17 protein-coding genes and 1 pseudogene are annotated in these 22501 nt (G+C 64.6%); 7 read left to right on the top strand and 11 right to left on the bottom strand.

Going from position 1 to position 22501, the window contains the following annotated elements; all coding sequences use genetic code 11:
- The first annotated feature begins 98 nt into the window (after positions 1-98).
- Complete coding sequence (recG, locus tag CR492_RS18490) at positions 99-2171, top strand: ATP-dependent DNA helicase RecG (RefSeq protein WP_102845202.1); 2073 nt, start codon at positions 99-101, stop codon at positions 2169-2171.
- On the opposite strand, the gene CR492_RS18485 is transcribed toward recG, so the two are convergent.
- The 4 genes from CR492_RS18485 to CR492_RS18470 are packed head-to-tail and all read right to left on the bottom strand — an operon-like array spanning position 2157 to position 6200.
- Positions 2157-3374 (bottom strand): MFS transporter, encoded by a 1218-nt coding sequence (locus tag CR492_RS18485; protein ID WP_102845201.1) that lies wholly within the window; start codon positions 3372-3374, stop codon positions 2157-2159. The two genes, recG and CR492_RS18485, sit on opposite strands and share 15 nt — an antisense overlap.
- Positions 3375-3378: 4 nt before the next feature.
- Complete coding sequence (locus CR492_RS18480; protein WP_180982615.1) at positions 3379-4122, bottom strand: class I SAM-dependent methyltransferase; 744 nt, start codon at positions 4120-4122, stop codon at positions 3379-3381.
- A complete protein-coding gene (locus tag CR492_RS18475) occupies positions 4104-4559 on the bottom strand; it encodes a DNA polymerase III subunit chi (protein WP_102845200.1) in 456 nt (151 codons plus the stop codon). The genes CR492_RS18480 and CR492_RS18475 overlap by 19 nt, the downstream gene beginning before the upstream one ends.
- A gap of 21 nt (positions 4560-4580) precedes the next feature.
- Positions 4581-6200 (bottom strand): leucyl aminopeptidase, encoded by a 1620-nt coding sequence (locus tag CR492_RS18470; RefSeq protein ID WP_102845219.1) that lies wholly within the window; start codon positions 6198-6200, stop codon positions 4581-4583.
- Positions 6201-6770: 570 nt separating this feature from the next.
- Between CR492_RS18470 and lptG the strand changes: the two genes are divergently transcribed.
- The 5 genes from lptG to rsmA all read left to right on the top strand — a co-directional run bounded on the left by lptG (position 6771) and on the right by rsmA (position 13582).
- Positions 6771-7856, top strand: coding sequence for an LPS export ABC transporter permease LptG (gene lptG, locus CR492_RS18465; protein WP_102845199.1), 1086 nt, complete (start codon positions 6771-6773; stop codon positions 7854-7856).
- Complete coding sequence (locus CR492_RS18460; protein WP_102845198.1) at positions 7856-10513, top strand: LPS-assembly protein LptD; 2658 nt, start codon at positions 7856-7858, stop codon at positions 10511-10513. The genes lptG and CR492_RS18460 overlap by 1 nt, the downstream gene beginning before the upstream one ends.
- 135 nt (positions 10514-10648) lie before the next feature.
- Positions 10649-11596, top strand: coding sequence for a SurA N-terminal domain-containing protein (locus CR492_RS18455; RefSeq protein ID WP_102845197.1), 948 nt, complete (start codon positions 10649-10651; stop codon positions 11594-11596).
- 82 nt (positions 11597-11678) lie between these two features.
- Positions 11679-12716 (top strand): 4-hydroxythreonine-4-phosphate dehydrogenase PdxA, encoded by a 1038-nt coding sequence (gene pdxA / locus CR492_RS18450; RefSeq protein ID WP_102845196.1) that lies wholly within the window; start codon positions 11679-11681, stop codon positions 12714-12716.
- Complete coding sequence (rsmA, locus tag CR492_RS18445; protein ID WP_102845195.1) at positions 12716-13582, top strand: 16S rRNA (adenine(1518)-N(6)/adenine(1519)-N(6))-dimethyltransferase RsmA; 867 nt, start codon at positions 12716-12718, stop codon at positions 13580-13582. Before pdxA ends, rsmA begins: the two co-directional genes overlap by 1 nt.
- Positions 13583-13611: 29 nt before the next feature.
- Here the strand turns inward: rsmA and CR492_RS18440 are convergent, their stop codons facing one another.
- From CR492_RS18440 to CR492_RS18430, 3 genes are all read right to left on the bottom strand, one after another.
- Positions 13612-14457 (bottom strand): SGNH/GDSL hydrolase family protein, encoded by an 846-nt coding sequence (locus tag CR492_RS18440; RefSeq protein WP_245412165.1) that lies wholly within the window; start codon positions 14455-14457, stop codon positions 13612-13614.
- On the bottom strand, positions 14412-15512 hold the full coding sequence (locus CR492_RS18435; protein WP_102845193.1) for an OpgC family protein: 1101 nt from the start codon (positions 15510-15512) through the stop codon (positions 14412-14414). Before CR492_RS18435 ends, CR492_RS18440 begins: the two co-directional genes overlap by 46 nt.
- 96 nt (positions 15513-15608) lie before the next feature.
- Positions 15609-17225: an NAD(P)H-hydrate dehydratase gene (locus tag CR492_RS18430; RefSeq protein ID WP_102845218.1), complete on the bottom strand. Its 1617-nt coding sequence runs from the start codon at positions 17223-17225 to the stop codon at positions 15609-15611.
- A gap of 132 nt (positions 17226-17357) precedes the next feature.
- On the opposite strand from CR492_RS18430, the gene hspQ reads away from it, so the two are divergent.
- A complete protein-coding gene (gene hspQ / locus CR492_RS18425; protein WP_012591233.1) occupies positions 17358-17687 on the top strand; it encodes a heat shock protein HspQ in 330 nt (109 codons plus the stop codon).
- A 15-nt stretch (positions 17688-17702) separates the two neighbouring features.
- Here the strand turns inward: hspQ and CR492_RS18420 are convergent, their stop codons facing one another.
- From CR492_RS18420 to CR492_RS18405, 4 genes and pseudogenes are all read right to left on the bottom strand, one after another.
- Positions 17703-18407: a potassium channel family protein gene (locus tag CR492_RS18420; protein ID WP_102845192.1), complete on the bottom strand. Its 705-nt coding sequence runs from the start codon at positions 18405-18407 to the stop codon at positions 17703-17705.
- Positions 18408-18613: 206 nt separating this feature from the next.
- The gene (gyrA, locus tag CR492_RS18415) at positions 18614-21400 is read right to left on the bottom strand and encodes a DNA gyrase subunit A (RefSeq protein ID WP_102845191.1); all 2787 of its coding nucleotides are present in this window, start codon (positions 21398-21400) and stop codon (positions 18614-18616) included.
- A 174-nt stretch (positions 21401-21574) separates the two neighbouring features.
- Positions 21575-22084: a single-stranded DNA-binding protein gene (ssb, locus tag CR492_RS18410; protein ID WP_102845190.1), complete on the bottom strand. Its 510-nt coding sequence runs from the start codon at positions 22082-22084 to the stop codon at positions 21575-21577.
- Between the two features lie 256 nt (positions 22085-22340).
- A pseudogene (locus tag CR492_RS18405) lies at positions 22341-22501 on the bottom strand (dicarboxylate/amino acid:cation symporter); the annotation flags it as partial.

Here is a 22501-nt window from a genome sequence, read left to right as displayed (position 1 = left end):
GAATGGAGAAAAAGTCCCGACGCCCATACGCCATGGAGGCAGGCAGAGGAAGCGGATTGATTTGCGCGCCGCCTGAAGCGCGTTAAACCGTTGCTCTGATGCGTCCCTCGATTTTGAACCCCCTCTTCGCCTCGGCCGCGAGTCTGCCGGGCGTCGGCCCGAAAACCGGTAAGCTGCTTGACCGGCTGTTCGGCGTGGGTGAGGCGCGTGTGCTTGATCTTCTGTTTCATCTGCCCGCCGGGGTCGTCGACCGGCGCACGCGGGTCAAAATCGCCGACGCGCCGCTCGACGCCATCGTCGTGATCGAGGTCACAGTGGTTGAGCACCGGCCGGCGCGCGGCAAGGGGCCGACGCGCGTACTGGTCGAGGACGAGACAGGCGATATTCTCCTCGTGTTCTTCCTGACCAATCATAAGTGGATCGAAAGAAGCCTGCCCGTCGGCGCGAAACGCTGGGTGTCGGGAAAACTCGAACTCTGGGACGGCCACCGCCAGATGGTCCATCCCGACCGGGTGCTCGACGCCGAGGGCCTCGCCAAAATGGCCGCCGTCGAGCCGGTCTATCCGCTGACCGATGGCCTCAGCCAGCGCCTCCTGTCCAGGGCGATGGAGGGCGCGCTGGCGCGGCTTCCCGCTCTGCCCGCCTGGAGCGGCCTCGAGGCGCCGCTCAGTTTCGCGCAGGCGCTCGCCGCAGCGCATCGGCCGCAGACGCCCGAAGATATTCTGCCCCAGGCGCTCGCCCGCAAAAAACTCGCTTTCGACGAAATGCTCGCCGGCCAGCTGGCGCTCGGCCTGATGCGGGCGCGCGAACGCCGCCTGCCGGGCCGCGCCAGCGTCGGTGACGGCCGTATCGCGCGAAAAATCCGCGCCGCGCTGCCGTTCAGCCTGACGCGCGGACAGGAGGAGGCGCTGACCGAAATCGCCGCGGACCTTGCCAGCGAAAGCCGCATGCTGCGCCTGCTGCAGGGCGACGTCGGCTCCGGCAAGACGCTGGTCGCTTTGCTCGCCATGGCGAGCTGCGTCGAGGCCGGGCGCCAGGCGGCGCTGATGGCGCCAACGGAAATTCTGGCGCGCCAGCATTTCGCCGGCCTCAAGCGTTTCGCCGAGCCGGCCGGGCTAAAACTTGCGCTGCTGACCGGCCGCGACAAGGGCGTCTCGCGCGAAAAAACGCTTGCCGCGCTGGCGGCCGGCGAGATCGATATTCTCATCGGAACCCATGCGCTGTTTCAGCAGGGCGTCGATTTTCGCGATCTCGCGGTGGCGGTGGTCGACGAGCAGCACCGTTTCGGCGTGCGCCAGCGGCTGGCGCTCGGCGACAAGGGCGAGCGGACCGATATTCTCGCCATGACCGCGACGCCGATCCCGCGCAGCCTGGTGCTCACCTATTTCGGCGACATGGAGATTTCGACGATCCGGGAAAAACCCGCAGGACGCCAGAAGATCGAGACGCGCGCGCTGCCGGTCGAGCGCATCGGCGAATTGATCGAACGGCTGTCCGGCGCGCTGAAGGCCGGCGCGCAGGCCTATTGGGTCTGCCCGATTGTGGACGAGAGCGAGGCGCTCGACGTCGCGGCCGCGCAGGAGCGTTTCGAGGATCTGCGCCAATTCTTCGGCGACGCGGTCGGCCTCATTCACGGCAAGATGAAGGGCAAGGACAAGGACGCCGCAATGGAGGCATTTTTGGCTGGAAAGACGAAAATCCTCGTCGCCACCACAGTGATCGAGGTCGGCGTCGACGCGCCGCAGGCCAGCATCATCGTCATCGAACACGCCGAGCGCTTCGGCCTTGCGCAATTGCATCAGCTGCGCGGCCGCGTTGGCCGGGGCTCCGCGAAATCCGCCTGCATTCTGCTCTACAAAGGCCCGCTCGGCGAGACGGCCAGGGCGCGTATCGAAATCTTGCGCGAGAGCGAGGACGGGTTTCGCATTGCCGAGGAAGACCTGCGCCTGCGCGGCGAGGGCGAGGTTCTGGGCCAGAAACAATCCGGGCTGCCGGGGCTCCGCCTCGCTGACCCGGCCGCGCATGCGGATTTGCTGGTCGAGGCGCGGCGCGAGGCGCAAAGGATCGTTGCGGAAAACCCAAAGCTTGAAGGGGAAAAGGGCGAGGCGCTGCGGCTGCTGTTGAATATTTTCGAGCGCGCCGAAGCGATAAGGTTGTTAGGGGCGGGATGAGCGAGGCGCATGGTTCAATAGCGCCGTCGCGATCAACGCCAAAGCCGAGACTCCCGCGAGCCCGGCCAGAACCAGCGCCGCCGCCCGAAAGCCGAGATGGCCGATAATCAGCGCTTGCGGGTACGGCATCAGGAAGATCCCGATGTTGAACGCCGTGTTCAAAAGCGCCTGTGGCCCGGCGCGCTCGGAGGGGTCGAGGTCCTTGCTGATCGCCGCCGACAGCACCGGATAGACGACGCTGTAGCCGGCGCCGAACAGAATTCCGGCGACGACGATCAGCCAGGATTGGCCGGCGAGCCCGATCAGCACGAAGCTCGCAGCCTGCGACAGAAATCCGCCCGCGACCAGAAGGCGGCGCTCGATCGTCTCGAAAATCCCCATGGCGAGAAAGCGGCTCGCGAACAAGGTCGTCGTCGAGGCGAGGAAGAACGCGCCGATCGGCAGCGCCTCGGCCTCGAGCAGCGCGGCAAGATAGGCGGCGGTAAAGCCGAACATCGCCCCATTGACGAAGACGGCGGCGAGCGAGCCGATGTTTTCGCGCCGCCACGCCGCAGATAGGTCGAGCCCGCGGCCGGGCGCGGGGCGCGGGATCGGCCGCAGCCCAAAGGTCAGAACGAGCGCAAGAACGGCGGGAATCGAGCCTTCCAGAAACATCGCCGGCGCGCCATAGGCGTTGAGGATCATCGCCCCGAACGGCGGCGCGAATGCCTGCGCCACGGCGAACATGCTGGTAAACAGGGCGATCAGATAGACGAACCGGCTGGCGTTGAGACGGCTCTGCCCATAAGTGACGAAGGAACTGAGCAGCAGGCCCTGTCCGATCCCCTGCGCCATGCGCGAGGCCATCGCCGGCCAGAAATCGCCAGCCGTGTAGCGCAGGCTGAAAAAGCCGATCAGCATCAGCAGAATTGCGAGCCGGCACGTGTTGAGCACGCCGATCCGCGCCGCGATCGCCCCCGACAGAAAAGTGAACAGGATGACGGGAGCGGCATAGAGCGACAGCAAAAGGCCGATCGCATGAAGATCGAACCCCTCGCGCGCGAAAACCACCGCGAGCAGCGCGGCGTGCGAATACATGAAGGAAATCAGAAAGGCGGCGCCGGCGAGCTGCATATATTCGCGGCGTCCCCGCGCATCGACGAAGCCGGCTTTCGCCGCGGCCGCGTCGGTCACATGCAGCAGATTTTGAAGCCTCGCGCGCAAAAAACTAGGCGCCGTTGGAGCGCCGCAGCAGCGCGCGCCAGTGCCGGCTGGGAACCTCCGCGGTCGCGGCAATGTCCTCGATGACGAGCGGCTCCAGCCCGGCGCCGGCGGCCTGCGCGAAAATCGATGCCGGCAGCGGCCAGGGCGGTCCCGACGCCGCGGCGGCGTCCTCGTCGCGGGCCCTTGCGATCAGAAGAAGCTTTCCGCCCGGCGCGAGCAGCGCGGCGAGGCCCGCAAGCGCTTCGCCGAGAAGCGAAGGGGCAAGCGCCTGCAAGGTGTAGCATTCATTGATAAAATCGAATTTGCTGCGCCAGTCTTGCGGCGGCTTGAACAGATCGGCGGCGCAATAAGCGACTTTTGATCCCGGGAACCGGCGCTGAGCCCAAGCCACGGCCTCTTCAATGAGATCGAACGCCGTCACATCAGCGCCAGCCTGGCCGAACCATTCGGCGTTGTCGCCAAGCCCGCAGCCGACGTCGAGCACGCGCGTTCCGGCAAGGCCAGAGAGCTGAAAATCAACGAAGGATTTGACCAGCGGATGCGGGGCAAGATTGGCCCAGGGCACCCGCGCCGGGTCATTTTGCGCGAGTGAATAGACCGCCTCGAACCAATTTCGCCGCAGCGGATCGGGGTCCGGCGCGCCGCCCTTCGCGGGGTCCAGCGCGTCGAGCTCCAGCCGCGCCTGCGCCCGCCGCGCCGCAAAATCCGCGTCGCGCGGCGTCTCGGCCCTCACGCCTTCTTCTCCCATCGCCCGGCCTCGTTCTGCTGCCAGTAGCTCAAGGCAAAGCCCTGGTCTTTCAGCTGTTTCCACTGCGCCCGCGCGGCCAGAAGCTCGTCCTCGTCATTGCCATTGAAGGCGGCGAGCGCCCGCTCATAGGGGCCGTTGGCGAGCGAACCCGCGATCGGCGCGCCCTCGATGAAAATTCTCAGGCGCGCGCCATTGGGATTCTCGGCGCCGGTTGCGAGATAGACCGGCTGTAGATCGCCGTCGCCGTCGACGGCGCGGCCATGCGCCAGAAAACTGTCGTCGCGATAGGTCCAAAGGTGCTGGTCAAGCGCGGCGAGCCGCTCTTCGCTCGAACCCTGAACGACGACGCGCCAGCCCCTTTCGAGTGATTTCTCGATAAGGACCGGCAACGCCTGATCAAGGCTCTGGCGCTGCAGATGATAGAACCAGATCTCCATGCGCGCTCGCCGGAAGGCTGCTCAGCCCTCGTAATTGTCCGACACCAGACGATCGAGCAGCCGCACGCCAAAGCCCGAGCCCCAGCTCTGATTGACGTCGCTCGACGGCGAACTCATGCCCGTGCCGGCGATATCGAGGTGAGCCCAGGGCGTGCCGTTGACGAAGCGCTGCAGGAACTGCGCCGCCGTGATCGAGCCGGCATGGCGCCCGCCGGTGTTCTTCATGTCGGCGAACTTTGAATCGATCATCTTGTCATAGGCGGGGGCGAGCGGCAGGCGCCAGAGTTTTTCGCCGGTCGCCTTCCCCGCAGCGAGCAGCTTTTCGCCAAGATCGTCATCATTGGTGAAGAGCCCGGCGTGCTCCTGCCCAAGCGCGACAAGCACGGCGCCGGTCAAGGTGGCAAGATCGATCATGAATTTCGGCTTGAACCGGTCCTGCACATACCAGAGCACGTCGCCGAGCACGAGGCGCCCTTCGGCGTCGGTGTTGATGATCTCGATGGTCTGGCCCGACATGGATTTGACGATGTCGCCGGGACGCTGCGCATCCGGCCCCGGCATGTTCTCGACGAGGCCAATGGCGCCGATGACGTCGACCTTGGCCTTGCGCGCGGCAAGGGCCTCGATCAGCCCGACGACGCAGGCGGCGCCGGCCATATCGCCCTTCATGTCCTCCATGCCGGCGGCCGGCTTGATGGAAATGCCGCCGGTGTCGAAGGTGACGCCCTTGCCGACGAAGGCTATCGGCTTCGAATCGCCGCCCTCGCCGGCGCCGCGCCAGCGCATGACGACGACCCGGCTCTGCCTCGACGAGCCCTGGCCGACGCCAAGCAGGGCGCCCATGCCGAGCGCCTGCATGGCCGTCTCATCGAGAATCTCGACCTCGACGCCGAGTTTTTCGAGCTCCTTGGCGCGCGCGGCGAATTCTTCGGGAAAGAGAATATTGGCCGGCTCATTGACCAGCGAACGGGCGGTGATGACGCCCGCGGCGACCGCTTCGCTGCCTGCGGCCTTTTCGCGCGCCGCCTCGGGATCGGCGACGGCGATCACAATCTCGCTCGCGCCATTCTCGTCGGCGTCGTCCTTTTTCTTGGTCTTGTAGCGGTCGAAGCGATAGTCGCGCAGCTGCAGGCCGAGAGCGAATTCCGCCGCCGCCGCCGCCGCGTTCTCGGGCGCGCGCGGCAGGTCGAACACAACCGTCGCCGCAGCGCCGCGGCCAAGCTTGCCGCCGACGACGCCGCCGAGATTGGCGTAGTCGGCAAGGGTCGGCGGGGCTGCCGGTTTGATCGGAACAACCGTCTCCGGCTTGCCCGCCTCGGGCGTCTTCGGCTCGGCCGTTTCCTCGCCCGGAGCGCCGATCACCAGCAGTCGGTCGGCGGCAAGACCCGCCGGCGCGATCAGATCCAGCGCCGATGAGACTTTTCCCCTGAATTTGGCCGTGGCGGCGCCGCGCCGGATCAGCGCCTCCGCCTCCGCGCCAATCAGCTTCAGCGTCGCCGCTCCGAGCTTCAGATCGGGCCCGGCGAAGATCACGAGCGTTTGCGCCGCTTTGGCCGAATCGCCCGCGGCTGCGCTCGCCCCGGGCGCTGCCAAGGCCAGCTTTCCCAAGGGCGCGAACTGAATTTTTAACGATGGCGGCATGTGATCCTCAAAAACTGACTGGACCGGGACGAACTCCATTCGAGACAGGCGGCGATCCTTCCGACGTCTTCGATCCGCTGTCCCGACCTGAATAAGACGATGACCCGGTCAGGGCCGCCGCGCGAAACCGGCTCCCCGTTTCGGCGTCGCGCGCTCTGCCGGCAAAGCTTGCGCCTGCCTCGACCCTTCGGAATGACGTGCTTATCAAAAAAGCATCGTCCCTGTCAGGTCATGATCGCAAATTTGTTAATCGCCTCGCGCGCCGGAAAGGCGCATGGCGGACGCGGCGCAAGCTCCGCGCGCCGAAAAAATGCCGCGAGGGCTCGCGATATTAGGCCGCTCGCGAAAGGGCGGCATCTGTGATGGTAAGGTCACGCGGGCGCGAAATCCCGCGCTGCGGCGGAGCGGCGCCTAGCGGCGAGGCCGAGGGCGGTGTAGCAAGATTGTGCGGGGCGTACGGGATTTGAGTTTCATGATGTCGAGCATGACCGTTTCCGCAAACGCTTTTGGCCGCGCCGTTTTCAGGCGACAGGCGCCGGCGCGTCGTCTCTCCGCGGGACTGTTGCGTCAATGATCGGCTGGACGCTCGGCCGCTATTTTTCGGCGCGTTTCCTGACGCTGATCATCGCGGTTTTCGTGACGATCTGCGGCATGGTGTTCGTCGTCGATTTCGTCGAGATGCTGCGCCGCACCACGGACCTGCCTGACGCCTCGCCGCGGTCGGTCGCTCTGCTGGCGATGCTAAGGGCGCCGTCCGCCGCCGAGCAATTGATGCCGTTTTGCGTCCTCTGCGGCTCCATGGCCGCCTTTCTTGATCTTACCCGCAAGCTGGAGCTCCTGATCGCTCGCGCTGTCGGCGTCTCGGTCTGGGGCTTTCTCGTCCCGCCGATCGCGATCGCGCTCGTTATCGGCGTCGGCTCCGTGATGCTGTTCAATCCGGTCTCCGCCGCCATGAAGCAGCGCGCCGACAAGATCGAGGTCGAGATTTTCGGCCGCCTGACGCAGCAGAACGCCGACGCCGACATCTGGATCCGGCAGAAAAGCGTCGACGGCGACGCCATTATCAAAGCGGGGGCGATGTCCCGCGACGGTTCGCGCCTGACGAAGCCGACCGCTTATATCTATAACGATCACGACAAGTTCGAGGCGGAGGTCGTGGCGGAACACGCGCAGTTGAGCGACGGCGTGTGGCGCTTCGAGCAGGCCCGCATCCTGATGCCGGGCGAAGAGACGATCGATACGAGCGTTTATCTGCTCGCCTCGAATCTGACGCCGGCTCAGGTGGCGCGGGGGCCGATCTCGCCGCAATCCGTTCCATTCTGGGATCTTGACGCCGCCGGACGTCAAACCGACAAGGCAGGACTCGACTCGACGGCGTATAAGCTGCAATTTCAATCGCTTTTGGCGCGGCCGCTGCTGTTCGTCGCGATGGTTCTGATCGCTGCGGCCTTTTCCTTAAGGTTTTTCCGATTTGGTGGAATCGAGAAAATGGTTGGCGGTGGCGTGGCGGCTGGCTTCGTGCTTTATGTGGCGTCCAAGCTGGTCGGCGACCTCGGCGGCGCGGGCCTTGTCAGCGCCCCGGTGGCCGCATGGTCGCCGGCCGTCATCGCGAGCATGCTAGGGGCGCTCGCCTTGTTGAATCAGGAGGATGGGTGATGGGGCGGCGTTTTTGCCCCAACAGGGTCGCAGCTCGACCAACCGGTCTTGGCGGCGCTCCGAAAGCGGCCGCTGAGGCGGCTGGCGCTCGCGCTTTTTTCCGCGCCGCGCTCCGGCTTGCCGCGCTCGGGATCGGCGTCGCGGGCCTCGCCCTCGCCGCGCCAGCGGCCGCGGCGGAATCAGGCGCGTCAACTCCCAAAACCGCCTCCGCCAAGGCTGCGGCAAAGGCTGCGCCCGCACCCGCCGTCGACCCGAACAAAATGGTCGTCGAGGCGGACGAACTGCGCCAGGATGAAGTCAAGAATACGGTCTCCGCCGTCGGTTCGGCGCGCGTCTATTACAAGGGCCGCCTGCTCGAGGCCGATCGCGTCACCCTCGACCGCAACAGCGGCCGTGTCGTCGCCGAAGGCCACGCCAAACGCACTGAAGCGGACGGGACGATCCTTTACGGCGATTATTTTGATCTGACCGACGACTTCCGCGACGGGTTCATCCACAGCCTGCGCATCGACACCACCGACAAGACCTATTTCAGCGCGCCCTTCGCCGAACGCATCAATGAAGACACAACGGTCTTCACCAAGGGCACCTATACGGCCTGCGCCGCCTGCGGATCGAATTACGACCGTCCGCCTCTGTGGCGGGTGCGCGCGAAGCGCATCATCCACAAGAACGACGAGCAGATGCTCTATTACGAGAATGCGACGGTCGAACTGTTCGGCATGCCGGTCGTCTACATGCCGTATTTCTCCTCGCCCGATCCGACCGTCACGCGCAAATCCGGCGTGCTGATGCCAAGTCTCGTCACGAAATCGGCGCTAGGCTATGGCTTCGGCGTTCCGATCTTCTGGGCGCTGGCCCCGGATTACGACATCACCTTCACGCCGACATTTCTGTCGAAACAGGGCTTTCTGGCGAGCGGCGAATGGCGCCAGCGGCTTGAACACGGCGAATATTTCATTCGCGCCAATGGAATCGACCAGCTGGAGAAATCCGCCTTCCCCGCCTCGCCCTGGGGAGCGGCCGATATCAGGATGCGCGGCTCGCTCGAAAGCAAGGGCGAGGTGCAGATTGCCGACCACTGGAAGTTCGGCTGGCAGTTCACCGTGCTGTCGGACAAATGGTTCCTCAACGATTACAATATCCCGAGCCAGACGCTTTCCTCGAACTATATCAATGAGACGACGACGACGGCCTATCTGATCGGCCAGGACCGCGGCTATTTCGACCTGCGCGGGTATCGTTTCGAGGGACTCTCCTCGCATGACATCCAGCCGCAGCAGACCGCTGCCTACCCTGTCTTCGATTACAACAAAACCTTCGACGTCGATCCCGCCATTTCGCATGGAATTGGCGGACAGATCGAAACGAATTTCAATCTGGCGAGCCTTTCCGCCGCGACGGCGAGCTTCCAGTCGGTCGGGACGCGGGTGCTCGACAACGCCTACTCGCTCTATCCAACCTGCACCAATTACGTTCCCGGTCGGGTCGCCGGCACATGCCTTTTGCGCGGCATCGCCGGGATCTACACGCGCGCGTCCCTCGACGTGTCGTGGAAACGCCAATACATCGACCCGATCGGCGAGGTCTGGACGCCCTTCGCCTTCACGCGGGTCAACGGCGAAATTCTCGACCTCACCACCAGCGGCTCGTTCGGCTTCGCCTCCTCGGCGGGATCTTCGGCGATCTATAATTCGTCTCAGCTGCCCTTCCTGCAGAACACACAGGACGCCGCCTTCGGCGCCTTGAACCCCGGCGTCGGCTTCGAGTATCGCTATCCCTTCTTCGCAAAGACGAGCTTCGGCTCGGTGAGCGTGACGCCGATCGGCCAGATCATCGCGCGGCCGAACAACCAGATCGGCTCTTACGGGCAGGCCAATCTTGACGCGCAGAGCCTCGTTTTCGACGAAGCCTCGCTGTTCCAATGGGACAAATATTCAGGCTACGACCGCTTCGAAACGGGAACGAGAGCCAATTACGGCGGCCAGGCCACGCTGAATTTTCAGGAAGGCGGCTATATCAACGTCATCGGCGGCCAGTCCTATCAGCTCGCGGGCACCAACGCCTATGCGACGCCGGACGCCGCCAATGTGGGCCTCAGCTCCGGCCTCGACACGCGGCTCTCCGACTATGTCGGCGCCGTCACGGTCGCGCCAAGCTCGGCATTCGCCCTGACGACGAAGGGTCGCTTCGACGTCAACGGTTTTGCGCCAAGACGCATCGACGTCGTCGGAACTTACAACCTCGGCGCCTGGACCGGCGGAATTCAATACGCGAATTACCAGGCCCAGCCTGAAATCGGCTATTATGTGCGCCGCCAGGGCCTCGCTCTCAACAGCCGCTATAAGGTGAGCGACAATTACTGGGCTCAGGGCAACATCACCTTCGACATGAGCCGGCAATTCTATCCAGCTTCAATGATCGGCTACTCAAATCCCGGCCCCTTCGCCATCGCCGCTTTCGGCGTCGGCGCCGGTTATCAGGATGATTGCACCACTCTCTCGGTCAATTTTTCCTCCGTCTATCAGGACAATGGCAATGGCGGCCTGACGCGCAATCAGACCGTGCTGGTTCAGCTGGAGCTGCGCACGCTTGGCCAAATCAAGCTCAGCCAGACCTTCAGCAACACGAGCAATCTCGACGGCCTGAATTATTGACCGGTCCCAAGTTGACTCCTTTTCCCATCTCAGCATGTTTCAACGCAACGATGCGGAGCGATCGCCTGATCGACCGCATAATCTCAAGCGGGCGGAAAAGCCGCGACCGAAGAAAACAAGGGAGAATTGCGGAGAATGACCGAAATGCGTAAGGCCGGCGCTTATGCGGGCGTTCTTCTGAAAGCGAGCCTCTTTGCCGCGGTTGTCGCCGCGGCGCCCTTCGCCGGCGTCTTTCCCGTCCATGCCCAGGCCATCGTCGCCAGCATCAACGGCGATCCGGTCACCAATATCGACATCGACCAGCGGATGAAGCTGCTGCGCGTGCTGCGCAAGCCGGCGACGCGCGAGGCGGCGATCGAGAGCCTGTTCAGGGACCGCCTGCAAATTCACGAGGCCGAGAAATACGGCGTCAATCCCCGCGACGCCGATATTTCACAGCAGATCGTCCAGACGGCGACGGACATGAACATGCAGCCGCAGGCGCTGCTCGCGGCGATCCAGGGCGCCGGCGTCTCAGAGGACCAGTTCAAATCCTATTTCCGCGCCAATCTCGCCTTTACCGTCCTCGTCAAGGCGCTGAACAAAGGCGTCGAGGCGAGCGAGACGCAGGTGCGCGCCGAGCTCGAAAAGCAGGGCGGCAAGGCCGCCGCCGGCACCTCCTATACCGTGCAGCAAATCATCTTTACGCTGCCGATCGGAACGACGCCCGCGAGCCTCGCCGTCCGCGCCAAGGAGGCCGAGCAGCTGCGCAGCCGTTTCTCCGATTGCAAGACCGGCGCCGAGATGGCGCGCACGCTGAACGACGTCACGGTGCGCGACCCGTTGACCCGAAGCTCGCATGAACTTGGCGATCAGCTGCGGCAGTTGCTCGACAAGACGCCGGTTGGACATTTATCGCCGCCGCAACGCTCGACATCCGGTCTTGAGATGGTCGCCGTCTGCGCGCGCGGCCCCGCCAAGGACGATACGGCTATCCGGCAGACGATCGCGCAAAAACTGCTCGCCGCGCATATTCAGGCGGACGGAGAGCGCCGTCTCAAGGAATTGCGCGATAGAGCCGTCATCGTGAAGACCGCGCCCTGAGCACAGCACAAGCGCGCCTGCGGTCGCCCGGATCGGCCCCCGCTTGAGGACCCCGCAAATCAGGTCAGAAGGCGCCCGTCATATGTTAGATGCGCCTCGACCGGCAAAGCCCCTGATCGCGCTGACCCGCGGCGATCCCTCGGGCATTGGCCCTGAACTCGCGCTGAAAGCCTGGCGTCTGACGCGCGAGGATCCCGAGGCGCCAGCCTTTGTGATCGCCGCCGAGGCAGACCATCTTGCCGCCCTCGCGCGCAGCCTTGGTCTTGAGGCGCCGATCGCGCGGGTCGCCTCCGCCGCCGAAGCGCTGAAGACATTCCCCGACGCGCTGCCCGTGCTCGATTCGCAAGGCGTCGTCAAAGGCGCTCCCGGAAAACCGCATCCAGACGATGCCGCGGCGACGATCGCCTCGATTGAAACCTGCGTCGGCCTCGTCGCGCGCGGCGAGGCGGCGGCGGTCGTCACCAATCCCATCGCCAAGGAGATTCTCTATCGCGCCGGCTTCGCGCATCCGGGGCATACGGAATTTCTCGGGGTTCTGGCCGCGCGCCTGACGGGACGCAAGGTACTTCCCGTGATGCTGCTGTGGTCGCCTGAACTCGCCGTCGTGCCGGCGACGATCCATATCCCCTTGAAGGACGTTCCTGGGCGCCTCTCGACGGCGTTGCTGATCCGGACCGGCCAAATCACATCGCATGATTTTCAGCGCCGGTTCGGCGTCGCGCGGCCACGGCTCGCCTTTACCGGGCTCAATCCGCACGCCGGCGAAGGCGGCGCCATGGGGCGTGAAGAAATCGACATCATCGCCCCGGCGCTTGCCGCCCTGCGCGAGGCGGGCGTCTGCGTCAGCGGCCCGCACCCCGCCGACGCCATGTTTCACGCCAAGGCGCGCGAGAGCTATGACGTCGCGATTGCCATGTATCACGATCAGGCGCTGATTCCGATCAAGACGCTCGCTTTCGACCATGGCGTGAACGTGACGCTCGGCCTGCCTTTCATCCGCACCTCGCCGGATCATGGCACCGCCTTCGGCATCGCCGGCCAGGGGATCGCCGATCCCTCAAGCCTCATCGCCGCACTCAAGCTCGCCGGCCGGCTCGCGCGCCGGGCTCTTTCAAGCTGATGTCCGGCGCGACGGACGACCTGCCCCCTTTGCGCGAGATCGTCGCGTCTTTCGGCCTCGACGCAAAGAAATCGCTCGGGCAAAACTTTCTTTTCGACCTCAATCTCACAGGCCGCATCGCCCGCGCCGCGGGGCCGAAGGACGCTGCGCTGATCCTCGAGGTCGGCCCGGGTCCTGGAGGATTGACCCGCGCGCTGCTCACGGAGGGCGCGCGAAAACTGATCGCTATCGAGCGCGATGAGCGCTGCCTGCCGGCGCTGCGGCAGATCGCCGAACATTATCCCGGGCGTCTCGATATTATCGCCGGCGACGCGCTTGGCGCCGATGTCGCGGCCCTGGCGGGAGACGCCCGGCCCGCCCGCATCTGCGCCAATCTTCCTTACAATGTCGCAACCGCGCTGCTGACGCGCTGGGTCGAAAGCGAACCATGGCCCCCCTGGTTCGACCGCCTCATCCTGATGTTCCAGCGCGAGGTCGCTGAGCGGATCGTCGCGACGCCTTTGCAGCGCGCCGCCTATGGCCGTCTCGCGGTGCTGTGCAACTGGCGCTGCGAAACCCGCATCCTGTTCGACGTGTCGCCATCCGCCTTCACGCCCCCGCCGAAGGTGACGTCGAGCGTGGTCGAGCTTCGCCCTCGCGCAGCCCCGTTGTCCTGCGAGGCGCGGCTGCTGTCGCTTGTGACGCAGGCCGCCTTCGGGCAGCGGCGCAAGATGCTGCGGCAGTCGCTGAAATCGCTCGGGGCAGACGACGCCGCGGCGATCCTCGCCGCCGCCGGCGTTGATCCGACGGCCCGCGCCGAGGAGATCGACATCGAGGGTTTTGCGGCCCTCGCCTGCGCGCTCGGCGAACGGCGGCTTGCGACGTGACGGCCGCGACGTCGGGACCGGCGGGATTTTCAATTCGCGGCGGGTCGCACTTTCTTCATGAACAGGCTGACGATCAGCGCATGGGCGACATGTTCAGCCATGCATTGATAGCCAAGATCATTCAGATGAAACCCGTCCTGCGCCATCAGATGCAGGTTGGCGCGAGTCTGCGCGATGAAGCGCATGGCGTCATAGCGGCTGACATACAGAACGTTCTCTTCCGCCGCGACGCGCTTTAGCGCATCGCGGATCTCGGCGTAATTGCTGTCGCGCGCCAGCCGCGGCGCATATTGCAGCCCGACGAGGGCGACATCGGTCTGGTTGTCCTTGAGCCATTGAACGGTCGAGCGCACCGTCGCCGCGAAATCGCTGGCGGGGACTCGCGCCAGCGCGTCATTCGTGCCGGTTTGCCACAAGACGAGATCGGGTTTTTTCAGCGCGACCTCGCTCTTGATGCGTTCGGCCGTGCTCTGCGCCACCTCGCCCGGCAGACCGCGATTGATAATGATGACGTCCTCGCCCTTCAACGTCTTTTCAAGGATGGCTTCGAGTTGCGAGGGATAGGTCTTGGCCGTGTTGGAGGAGCCCGTCCCGGCGGTCGAGGACGATCCGATCGCAAGGATTGTGACCGTTTCGCGCTTTTGCAGCGCCGCGGTAAAATTCGGCAGGGCGATCGGACCGGCAAGATCGGACGCGGGGACGTCGCAGGACGCGCTGAGCGGCGGCGCGACCATCGCAGTGGGCGCGCTCGCGCCAGAGCCCGCGAGCGGCGCGACGGAAGATGGCGCATCCTGCGCATGCGCGAGCGGCGCGAGGCAGACCAGCGCCGCTAACGCGCCCGCGCGGGCCGATCCGCCGGTAGTCTTGCGCGCCATTCCGAAGCCCATGCGACAAGTCCCATGACTGTCAGTCCGAGGATAACGATCAGCGCATCGGTTGCAACATGTCCGCCATAGACAAAGCGAACTATCTGGCAAATCAGGCTGAGCAGCGAAGCGGCGCAGAATACATTCAGCGAGTTGCGCCCAAGCAGAGAAAGAAATTTTCCCCCGGCCGGGGACCAACGCTCGATGGTTGCAAAGGCGCCTGCGAAAAGCGCAGTCAAAGCTAGACTGTGAACAAGACGGGCAGGCGACAGAAACGTCTTGTCGAACATGAAGAGAAGCTTCGGCTGCGGGACCGATATCGGGCTCGGCGAGAAATTCATCAGCGCCAGGACCGCGCCCGCTGCGACGATCGGGATGGCGAGACGGCGCAGGCTCTGCCTGTGGCGCCGAGCGAAACCGCCAAGCCCGTCGGCGCCGCCAAGGATGAAGCCGAGGCAATAGATGAACTGCCAGCTCAGCGGATTGAAAAACCAGGTGCCCTCGACCGGCCAGGTCGGAAAATTGATCCCCGAGATCAGCGCAAACGCATAGATCGCGAAGGACGCCGGCGCGAGCGCGGCCGGCGCGTAGCGATGCGTCAGCGCGATCAGCGGCGCGACGAACATCAGCACGACATAGAGCGGCAGGATGTTGAAATAGCCCAGCTGATGCGTCAGCAGGACCAGCCCGATATGAGCCTCCACTGGCTGATTGAAAACGGCCGACGCATTGTGCCAATCGATCATGAAGGGCGCGTCAAGCAACAGCGAAGCCGCGGCCAGGAGAGCGATCGCGACTTCGGTAATCACCGTCTGCGCGACATAGACATTGAGTGCGCGGCCCTCGAGGCGGAACACGATAGCGCCCGGCTTTAGCCCCGCGACCGGCCCCTCGACGAGCTTGCGCAGCGCGACGCCGGCCAGAAACACGAACAGCTCGGCCGAGTCCGAGAGCGAGACATTGCGGAAGGTGAAGCGCTCGAAATAAAGCCCGGGGATATGATTGATAAAAATCGTGACGAGAGCGAAGCCGCGCCAGAAATCGATCTCGTTCGGAGCGCGCATCGAGGTTCCAGATGTCCCCTGCCGCGGGGCTCTCGTGATCCTCTCCGCAAAAACCGGCAAAGTGGAGACAATTGTGCTTGATCGCCCGCGGCGGCCTCAGAGCGGGTGGCGGCCCAGATTGTCATAGAGGGCGCGCAGGACGGCCGGCAGCGATTCGGGCAAATCCTCAGAGATGAGCCCGACGCCGAATTGGCGCGCGGCCGCTCCATGCAGCCAGACGGCGGCGGAGGCCGCCTCGAAGATGGGCATGGCTTGCGCGCAAAGTCCGCCGATCATGCCAGCGAGAACATCGCCTGAGCCGGCGGTGGCGAGCCAGGGCGGCGACAGATCGTCGATCGTCGCGCGCCCGTCCGGATCGGCGACGACGGTGTCGGGTCCTTTCAGCAGTACGACGGCGCCCGTCAGCACGGCCGCAGCCCGCGCGCGCGTGAGCTTCGAGCCGGAGCGCAGGTTTTTCAGCGCCTCGCGCGCGGCCTCGGGCTGGAAGCCGTTCCCAGCGTATCGGTCCGCGTCGTCCGGCGAGGCGCCGTCAAACAGCCGCGCGAATTCGCCGTCATGCGGCGTCAGGACGACGGGCGCGCCTGCCGCGCGGATCGCCTGCCCGAGTTCGGCCGCCGCGCCCTTGAAGCTCGACAGAGCGTCGGCGTCGAGCACGATCGCGCGGGGCGAGGGACCCGCCTTTCCAGCCGCGAGCGCGGTCGTCACAAAGGCGCGCGTCTCGGCGCCGACGCCGAGGCCGGGGCCAAGCACGAGCGCGTTCTTGCGGCTGTCGCCAAGAAGCGCCGCCAGTTCTTCCGGCCCGTCACAGGGCGCCGTCATGACGGCGGTCAGCGCCGCGGCGTGGACCGCCAGCGCATCGCGCGGGGTCGCGACCGTGACGAGCCCCGCCCCGGCGCGCAGCGCCCCTCTGGCCGCAAGCCGCGCCGCGCCGGTGTGCGCGAGCGAGCCGGACAGGACGAGCGCATGGCCGCGCGAATATTTATGTCCCTCGATCGAGGGAAACGGCAGCAGTCGGCCCCAGAGCTGCGGCCCGTTCGCCGCCGCCTTCGGCGCGATCGCGGCGAGCGTTTCTGCCCGGATGCCGATATCGGCCACGACGGTCTCGCCACAATAGATGCGTCCGGGCAAAAGCAAATGGCCGGGCTTGCGACGGAAGAACGTAATCGTGCGCGCCGCCCGCACGGCGACGCCGCGGATCTCCCCGCTGGTTCCATCGAGACCCGAGGGCACATCGACCGCGAGCGCCGGCTTCCTGCGCCGCGCCGACCACTCATTGAGGCGAAGCACGGCGTCGCGCGCCGCTCCATCGAGATCGCGCGCGATGCCGGCGCCAAACAATGCGTCGATCGCAACATCCGCGCTTTCGAGATCAAGCGCGTCAAGCGCCGCCGTCTCGCCATCCCACGCGCCCGCGGCGGTCGCGGCGTCGCCATGCAGCGCCTCGCATGGCCCAAGCAAGCCAAGCGTGACGGAAAAGCCGCGCGCCTTGAGGAGCCGCGCCGCGACAAAACCATCGCCGCCATTATTGCCCGGGCCGCACAGCACTGCGATCCTGCCGCCTCTCGGCGACAGCCGCGCGGCCTCTGCGGCGACAGCGGCGCCGGCGTTTTCCATCAGCTGATAGCCCGGCGTGCCGGAGGCGATCGTCATCCGGTCGGCTTCGCCCATTTCCGCATTGGTCAACAATTCGGGCGGAAGATTTTGCAGGCTCATGAGCGACAGATCCGGCGCGCGCAGGCGCAATTGACATCAGCGGCGGCGCCGGTTACCGAAATAAGGTCCGGATGATCCGCTCTGGCGCCCGATGGGCCGCTCCGGCGTCGATTTTGCCGCGGACGTGATTTCATGAAGCCTCTTGTTGCAAAATTCGGCATCGGACAGGTCGTCAAGCACCGGAAATATCCTTTCCGCGGCGTCATCTATGATGTCGATCCGGTCTTTTCCAACACCGACGAATGGTGGCAATCCATTCCCGAAGAGGTTCGCCCGCGCAAGGATCAGCCCTTCTATCACCTCTTCGCGGAGAATGCCGAGACCGAATATATCGCCTATGTCTCGGAGCAGAATCTCCTGCCCGACACGTCTGGCGATCCGGTGCGCCATCCGCAAGTCGACGAGATTTTTACAAGAGCCCAGGACGGCGGCTATCAGATCCGCACCGGCCGGCGCAACTGATCGCCGGCGCGGCGATCAAGGTCTGGTGGAGCGCTCGGACAGTTCGAGCGTCACAAGGCGGGCAAGAAGCGTCGCCGGAAACAATTGGCCGACAATCGCTTCGAGATTGGCGAGCGAGCGCGCCACCGGATGCACCGGGACGATGTCGCCATAGCCGACCGAAGTCAGGGTCGTGAAGCTGAAATAGATGACGCGGCTCGCAAGGCCCCGCATCTCGTTTGCGTCGAGGTTCGAGATCGCGCCAGGCGACGCAAGGGCGACCACCGTAAACAGTCCGGCGAAGGTCATGCCGATCGTCAGATACAAAAGCACCGCGCCATTGATGCGATGAATGGTGATCTTGCCGGGCGCGAACACCGCCTGCGTGACGACAACGATCAGCACGACGTCAATGATCAGCGTCGCGACGGCGTCGAGATAAAGATCGACGAAAGAGGGCGCCTTGGAACGGAGCACGATCGCCGCCGCTGCAATGCCAATGCCGAATAAAAGCGCAGCGATCACCGACCACCGCCGCGATTGGGTCAGCGCGCAGCTTGCCAGCAGCAGGACGACGACGAAGCCGTAGCCTTCCGCCGAGATCGCGCCCGCCGCATGAAGCGGCACCACGATAAAAATCAGCCCAATCAGCAGAAGGGTCAGGATCGACAGCAGCGGATCGCGGATCTCGTCGCGGCTTTTGGGCAGCGACAGACGCGCGCGACGCCTTCTGATGGCCATCAGTCGCTCTGCTTCGCCCAACCTGACTGCCGCCTCTCGCTGTCGTTCAACGCCTTACGTCGACCCGAAAAGTCTGCAACTTTTCGGCATGATGTCTTTGTTTCGACGCATCATGTTGACCCGAAAAGTCTCCAACTTTTCGGCATGATGCTTTTGTTTCGACGCATCATGTTGATCCGAAAAGTCTCCAACTTTTCGGCATGATGCTAAGCCTCTCCGGGCTCCGCGGAGGGATCCGGCGACGGCTCGCCCTCTTCCGTCTCGCCCCGCGCCGCGTCCTCCTCGGTGATCCGCTCGACCGACACGACCTGTTCGTCGGCCTCGGTGTTGAACACGATGACGCCCTGCGTTCCGCGTCCGGCGACGCGGATTCCCTCGACCGGGCAGCGGATCAGCTGGCCGCCATTGGTCACCAGCATGATTTCGTCGCCGTCCTCGACCGGCATCGATGCGACGAGAAGGCCGTTGCGCGGGTTGACCGCCATGGCGACGATGCCTTTGCCGCCGCGTCCGGTGATGCGATATTCAAACGAGGATGTCCGCTTGCCAAAGCCGTTGCTCGAGAGGGTCAGGATGATCTGCTCGTCGGCCGACATGCGGGCATAACGGTCGGGGCCGAGACTGCGCGGCCCGGAGTCCTCAAGCGCGCCTTCCTCGGCGGCCTGCGCATCCGGAGCGCTCTCCGTCCCGGTCTCGGCGGCCTCGCCGGCGACGGCGCGCCGCATTTTCAGATAGGCGATGCGCTCGCCGCTGTCGGCCTCGATGTGGCGCAGGATCGCAAGCGAAATGACGCGGTCTCCTTCGCCGAGCGAAATGCCGCGCACGCCCATCGAATCGCGTCCCTTGAACACCCGGACGTCGGTGACCGGAAAGCGGATGCACTGGCCTTTGGCGGTGGTCAGCAGGACGTCGGCGGCCTCGCCGCAGATCTGGACGTCAACGATTTCTTCGCCCTCGTCGATCCGCATGGCGATCTTGCCGGCGCGGTTGACCTGAGCGAAATCGGACAGCTTGTTGCGGCGGACGGTGCCGCGCGTCGTCGCGAACATGACGTCCTGCGTCGCCCAGGCGGCTTCGTCTTCCGGCAGCGGCATGATGGTCGTAATGCGCTCGCCTTGTTCAAGCGGCAGAATGTTGACGAGCGCCTTGCCACGCGCCTGCGGGGCGGCGAGCGGAAGCCGCCAGACTTTCTCCTTGTAGACCTGCCCCGCCGAGGAAAAGAACAGGACCGGCGCATGGGTCGAGGCGACGAACAGCCTTGCGACGAAATCCTCGTCGCGCGTCTGCATCGCCGACCGGCCCTTGCCGCCGCGCCTCTGCGCGCGATAGGTCGCGAGCGGCACGCGCTTGACATAGCCATGATGCGAAACGGTGACGACCATGTCCTCGCGCTGGATCAGATCCTCGTCGTCGACGCCAGCCGCGCTGTCGAGGATGATCGTGCGCCGCGGCGTCGCATGGGCGGTCTTGACCGCCAGCATCTCCTCCTTGACGATGGAAAACAACCGCTCGCGCGAATGCAGGATTTCGAGATAGTCGGCGATTTCGACGGCGAGCTTGTTCAGGGCTTCGGCGATTTCCTCGCGGCCGAGCGCGGTCAACCTTTGCAGCCGCAATTCGAGGATCGCCCGCGCCTGCGCCTCGGAAAGACGGCATTCGCCGTTCTCCGAAAGAATATGACGCGGATCGGCGATCAGCAGGACGAGCGGCGCCATGTCATGCGCCGGCCAGCTGCGCGCCATCAGCGCCTCACGCGCCGCGGCGGCGTCGGCCGAGCTGCGGATCAGCCGGATCACCTCGTCGATATTGGCGACGGCGATGGCGAGGCCGACCTGGAGATGGGCGGCGTCGCGCGCTTTGCCCAGCAGATATTTGGTGCGCCTTGTGACGACCTCCTCGCGGAAATCGACGAAAGCCGTCAGAAAATCCTTCAGCGTCAGCATTTCCGGCCGGCCGCCGTTGAGGGCGATCATATTGCAGGCGAAACTCGACTGCAGGACCGTGTAGCGCCAGAGCTGGTTCAGGACGACGTCGGCGACGGCGTCGCGCTTCAGCTCGATCACGATGCGCATGCCGTCGCGATCGGATTCGTCGCGGAGATCGGCGATCCCCTCGACGCGTTTTTCGCGCACGAGATCGGCGATCTTCTCGACAAGGCTCGATTTGTTGATCTGATAGGGAATCTCGGTGACGATCAGCGCCTCGCGCTCCTTGCGCAAGGTCTCGACCTCGACCTTGGCCCGCGTCAGCACCGAGCCGCGGCCGGTGAGATAGGCCGATTGCACGCCGGCGCGTCCGAGGATCGCGCCGCCTGTCGGAAAATCGGGGCCGGGCACATAAGCCATCAGCTCCTCGATCGTAAGTTCCGGATTATCGATCAGGGCGATAACGGCGTCGATCACCTCGCCAAGATTATGCGGCGGAATATTGGTCGCCATGCCGACGGCGATGCCGCCCGCGCCATTGACTAGCAGATTGGGGAAGCGCGCCGGCAGAACGACAGGCTCGCGCTCCTTACCGTCATAATTGTCCTGAAAATCGACGGTGTCGGAGTCGATATCCTCCAGCAGCGCCATGGCCGGGCGGGCGAGGCGCGATTCGGTGTAGCGCATCGCCGCCGGCGGATCGCCGTCGACCGAGCCGAAATTGCCCTGGCCGTCGATCAGCGGCAGACGCATGGAAAAGCCCTGCGCCATGCGCACCAGCGCGTCGTAAATGGCGCTGTCGCCATGCGGATGATATTTGCCCATCACGTCGCCGACGATGCGGGCGCATTTGACGTAAGGCCGGTCGGGCGTGTGGTTTTGCTCGTGCATCGAGAACAGGATGCGCCGATGCACCGGCTTCAGCCCGTCGCGCACGTCGGGCAGCGCGCGGCTGACGATGACGCTCATCGCGTAATCGAGGTAGCTGCGCCGCATTTCGTCGGAAATCGAAACCGGGCGGATATCGGAGCCGGGCGCGCCCGGCCCTGTGTCGTCGTTGTCGGCCAAAGCAGCCAATCCAGAAAATGAGCGAGTTCAAGGGAGCAAATCAGAGCCAGCGGGCGAAGCGCCGCGCGGCCTGCGCCGGGCGAACCTAATCGACCGGACGACAAAACGCCAGCGCGCCGCGCAAGCTCAGGAAAACTTCATCGAAACAGGAGATTAGCCTGCAGTTAACTCGGCTTAGAACGGAATGTCGTCGTCGATGATATCGGAAACGCGGCTCGCCCCGGTCGCCGCCGGCCGGCGTTCGGGAGCGCGCTCCATCGGCGAAGAGCGCCCGAAGCTTGATGAGGAATCCTCAAAGCTCCGATCGCTGTCGGCCTCGCCCCGGCCGCCGCCGCGGCTGTCGAGCAGCGTCAGCTCGCCGCGAAAGCGCTGCAGCACGATCTCCGTCACCTTGCGCTGATTGCCGTCCTTGTCGGTATATTCGCGCGTCTGCAACGCGCCCTCGACATAGACTTTCGAGCCCTTCTTGCAATATTGATCCGCGATCTTGCCAAGATTTTCATTGAAAATCACGATGTTATGCCACTCGGTGCGGTCCTTGCGCTCGCCCGTGGCCTTGTCGCGCCAGGAATCGGTCGTGGCGAGGCTGAAGCTCACGACGGCGTCGCCGGAATTCATCCGCCGCGTTTCGGGATCGCGGCCAAGATTGCCGATGAGAATGACCTTGTTGACGCTGCCCGCCATGCTGACGCTCCTTCAAAGCGGGGCGCCGTCCGGCTCCTCCCGCTCGAGTTTAAGATTTCGCTTGTCGCATGATCCTAGCGCAAACGTCAGAGCGCCCCGCCTGAGATCACGCGGCCATCCACATAAAATAAGAGTTTCTCGCGGAAACCGGCCTGCGGCCCGGCGGCGCAGATGGCTGAACTCCAAATGTTCTTCTTATGTTCTAATATCAGAGCGCCCGCGGCGCAAGAGCGCCGCAGCGAAATTCCCGCCCCTGCTATCCCGTCGTGAGGCCGGTCTCGAGATCCGTGACGTCGATTTTTTTGCCGAGAGCGACGTTGAGTTTTTCGCGGTCGAGCTCGCCTTCCGACCAGGAGATGACCACGGTGGCGACGCCATTGCCGATGATATTGGTCAAAGCGCGGCATTCGCTCATGA

Origin of the sequence: Methylocella silvestris (assembly GCF_002891535.1) — a bacterium.
GTDB classification, from domain to species: Bacteria; Pseudomonadota; Alphaproteobacteria; order Rhizobiales; family Beijerinckiaceae; genus Methylocapsa; species Methylocapsa silvestris_A.
This window is presented reverse-complemented; position numbering and strand designations above follow the sequence as displayed.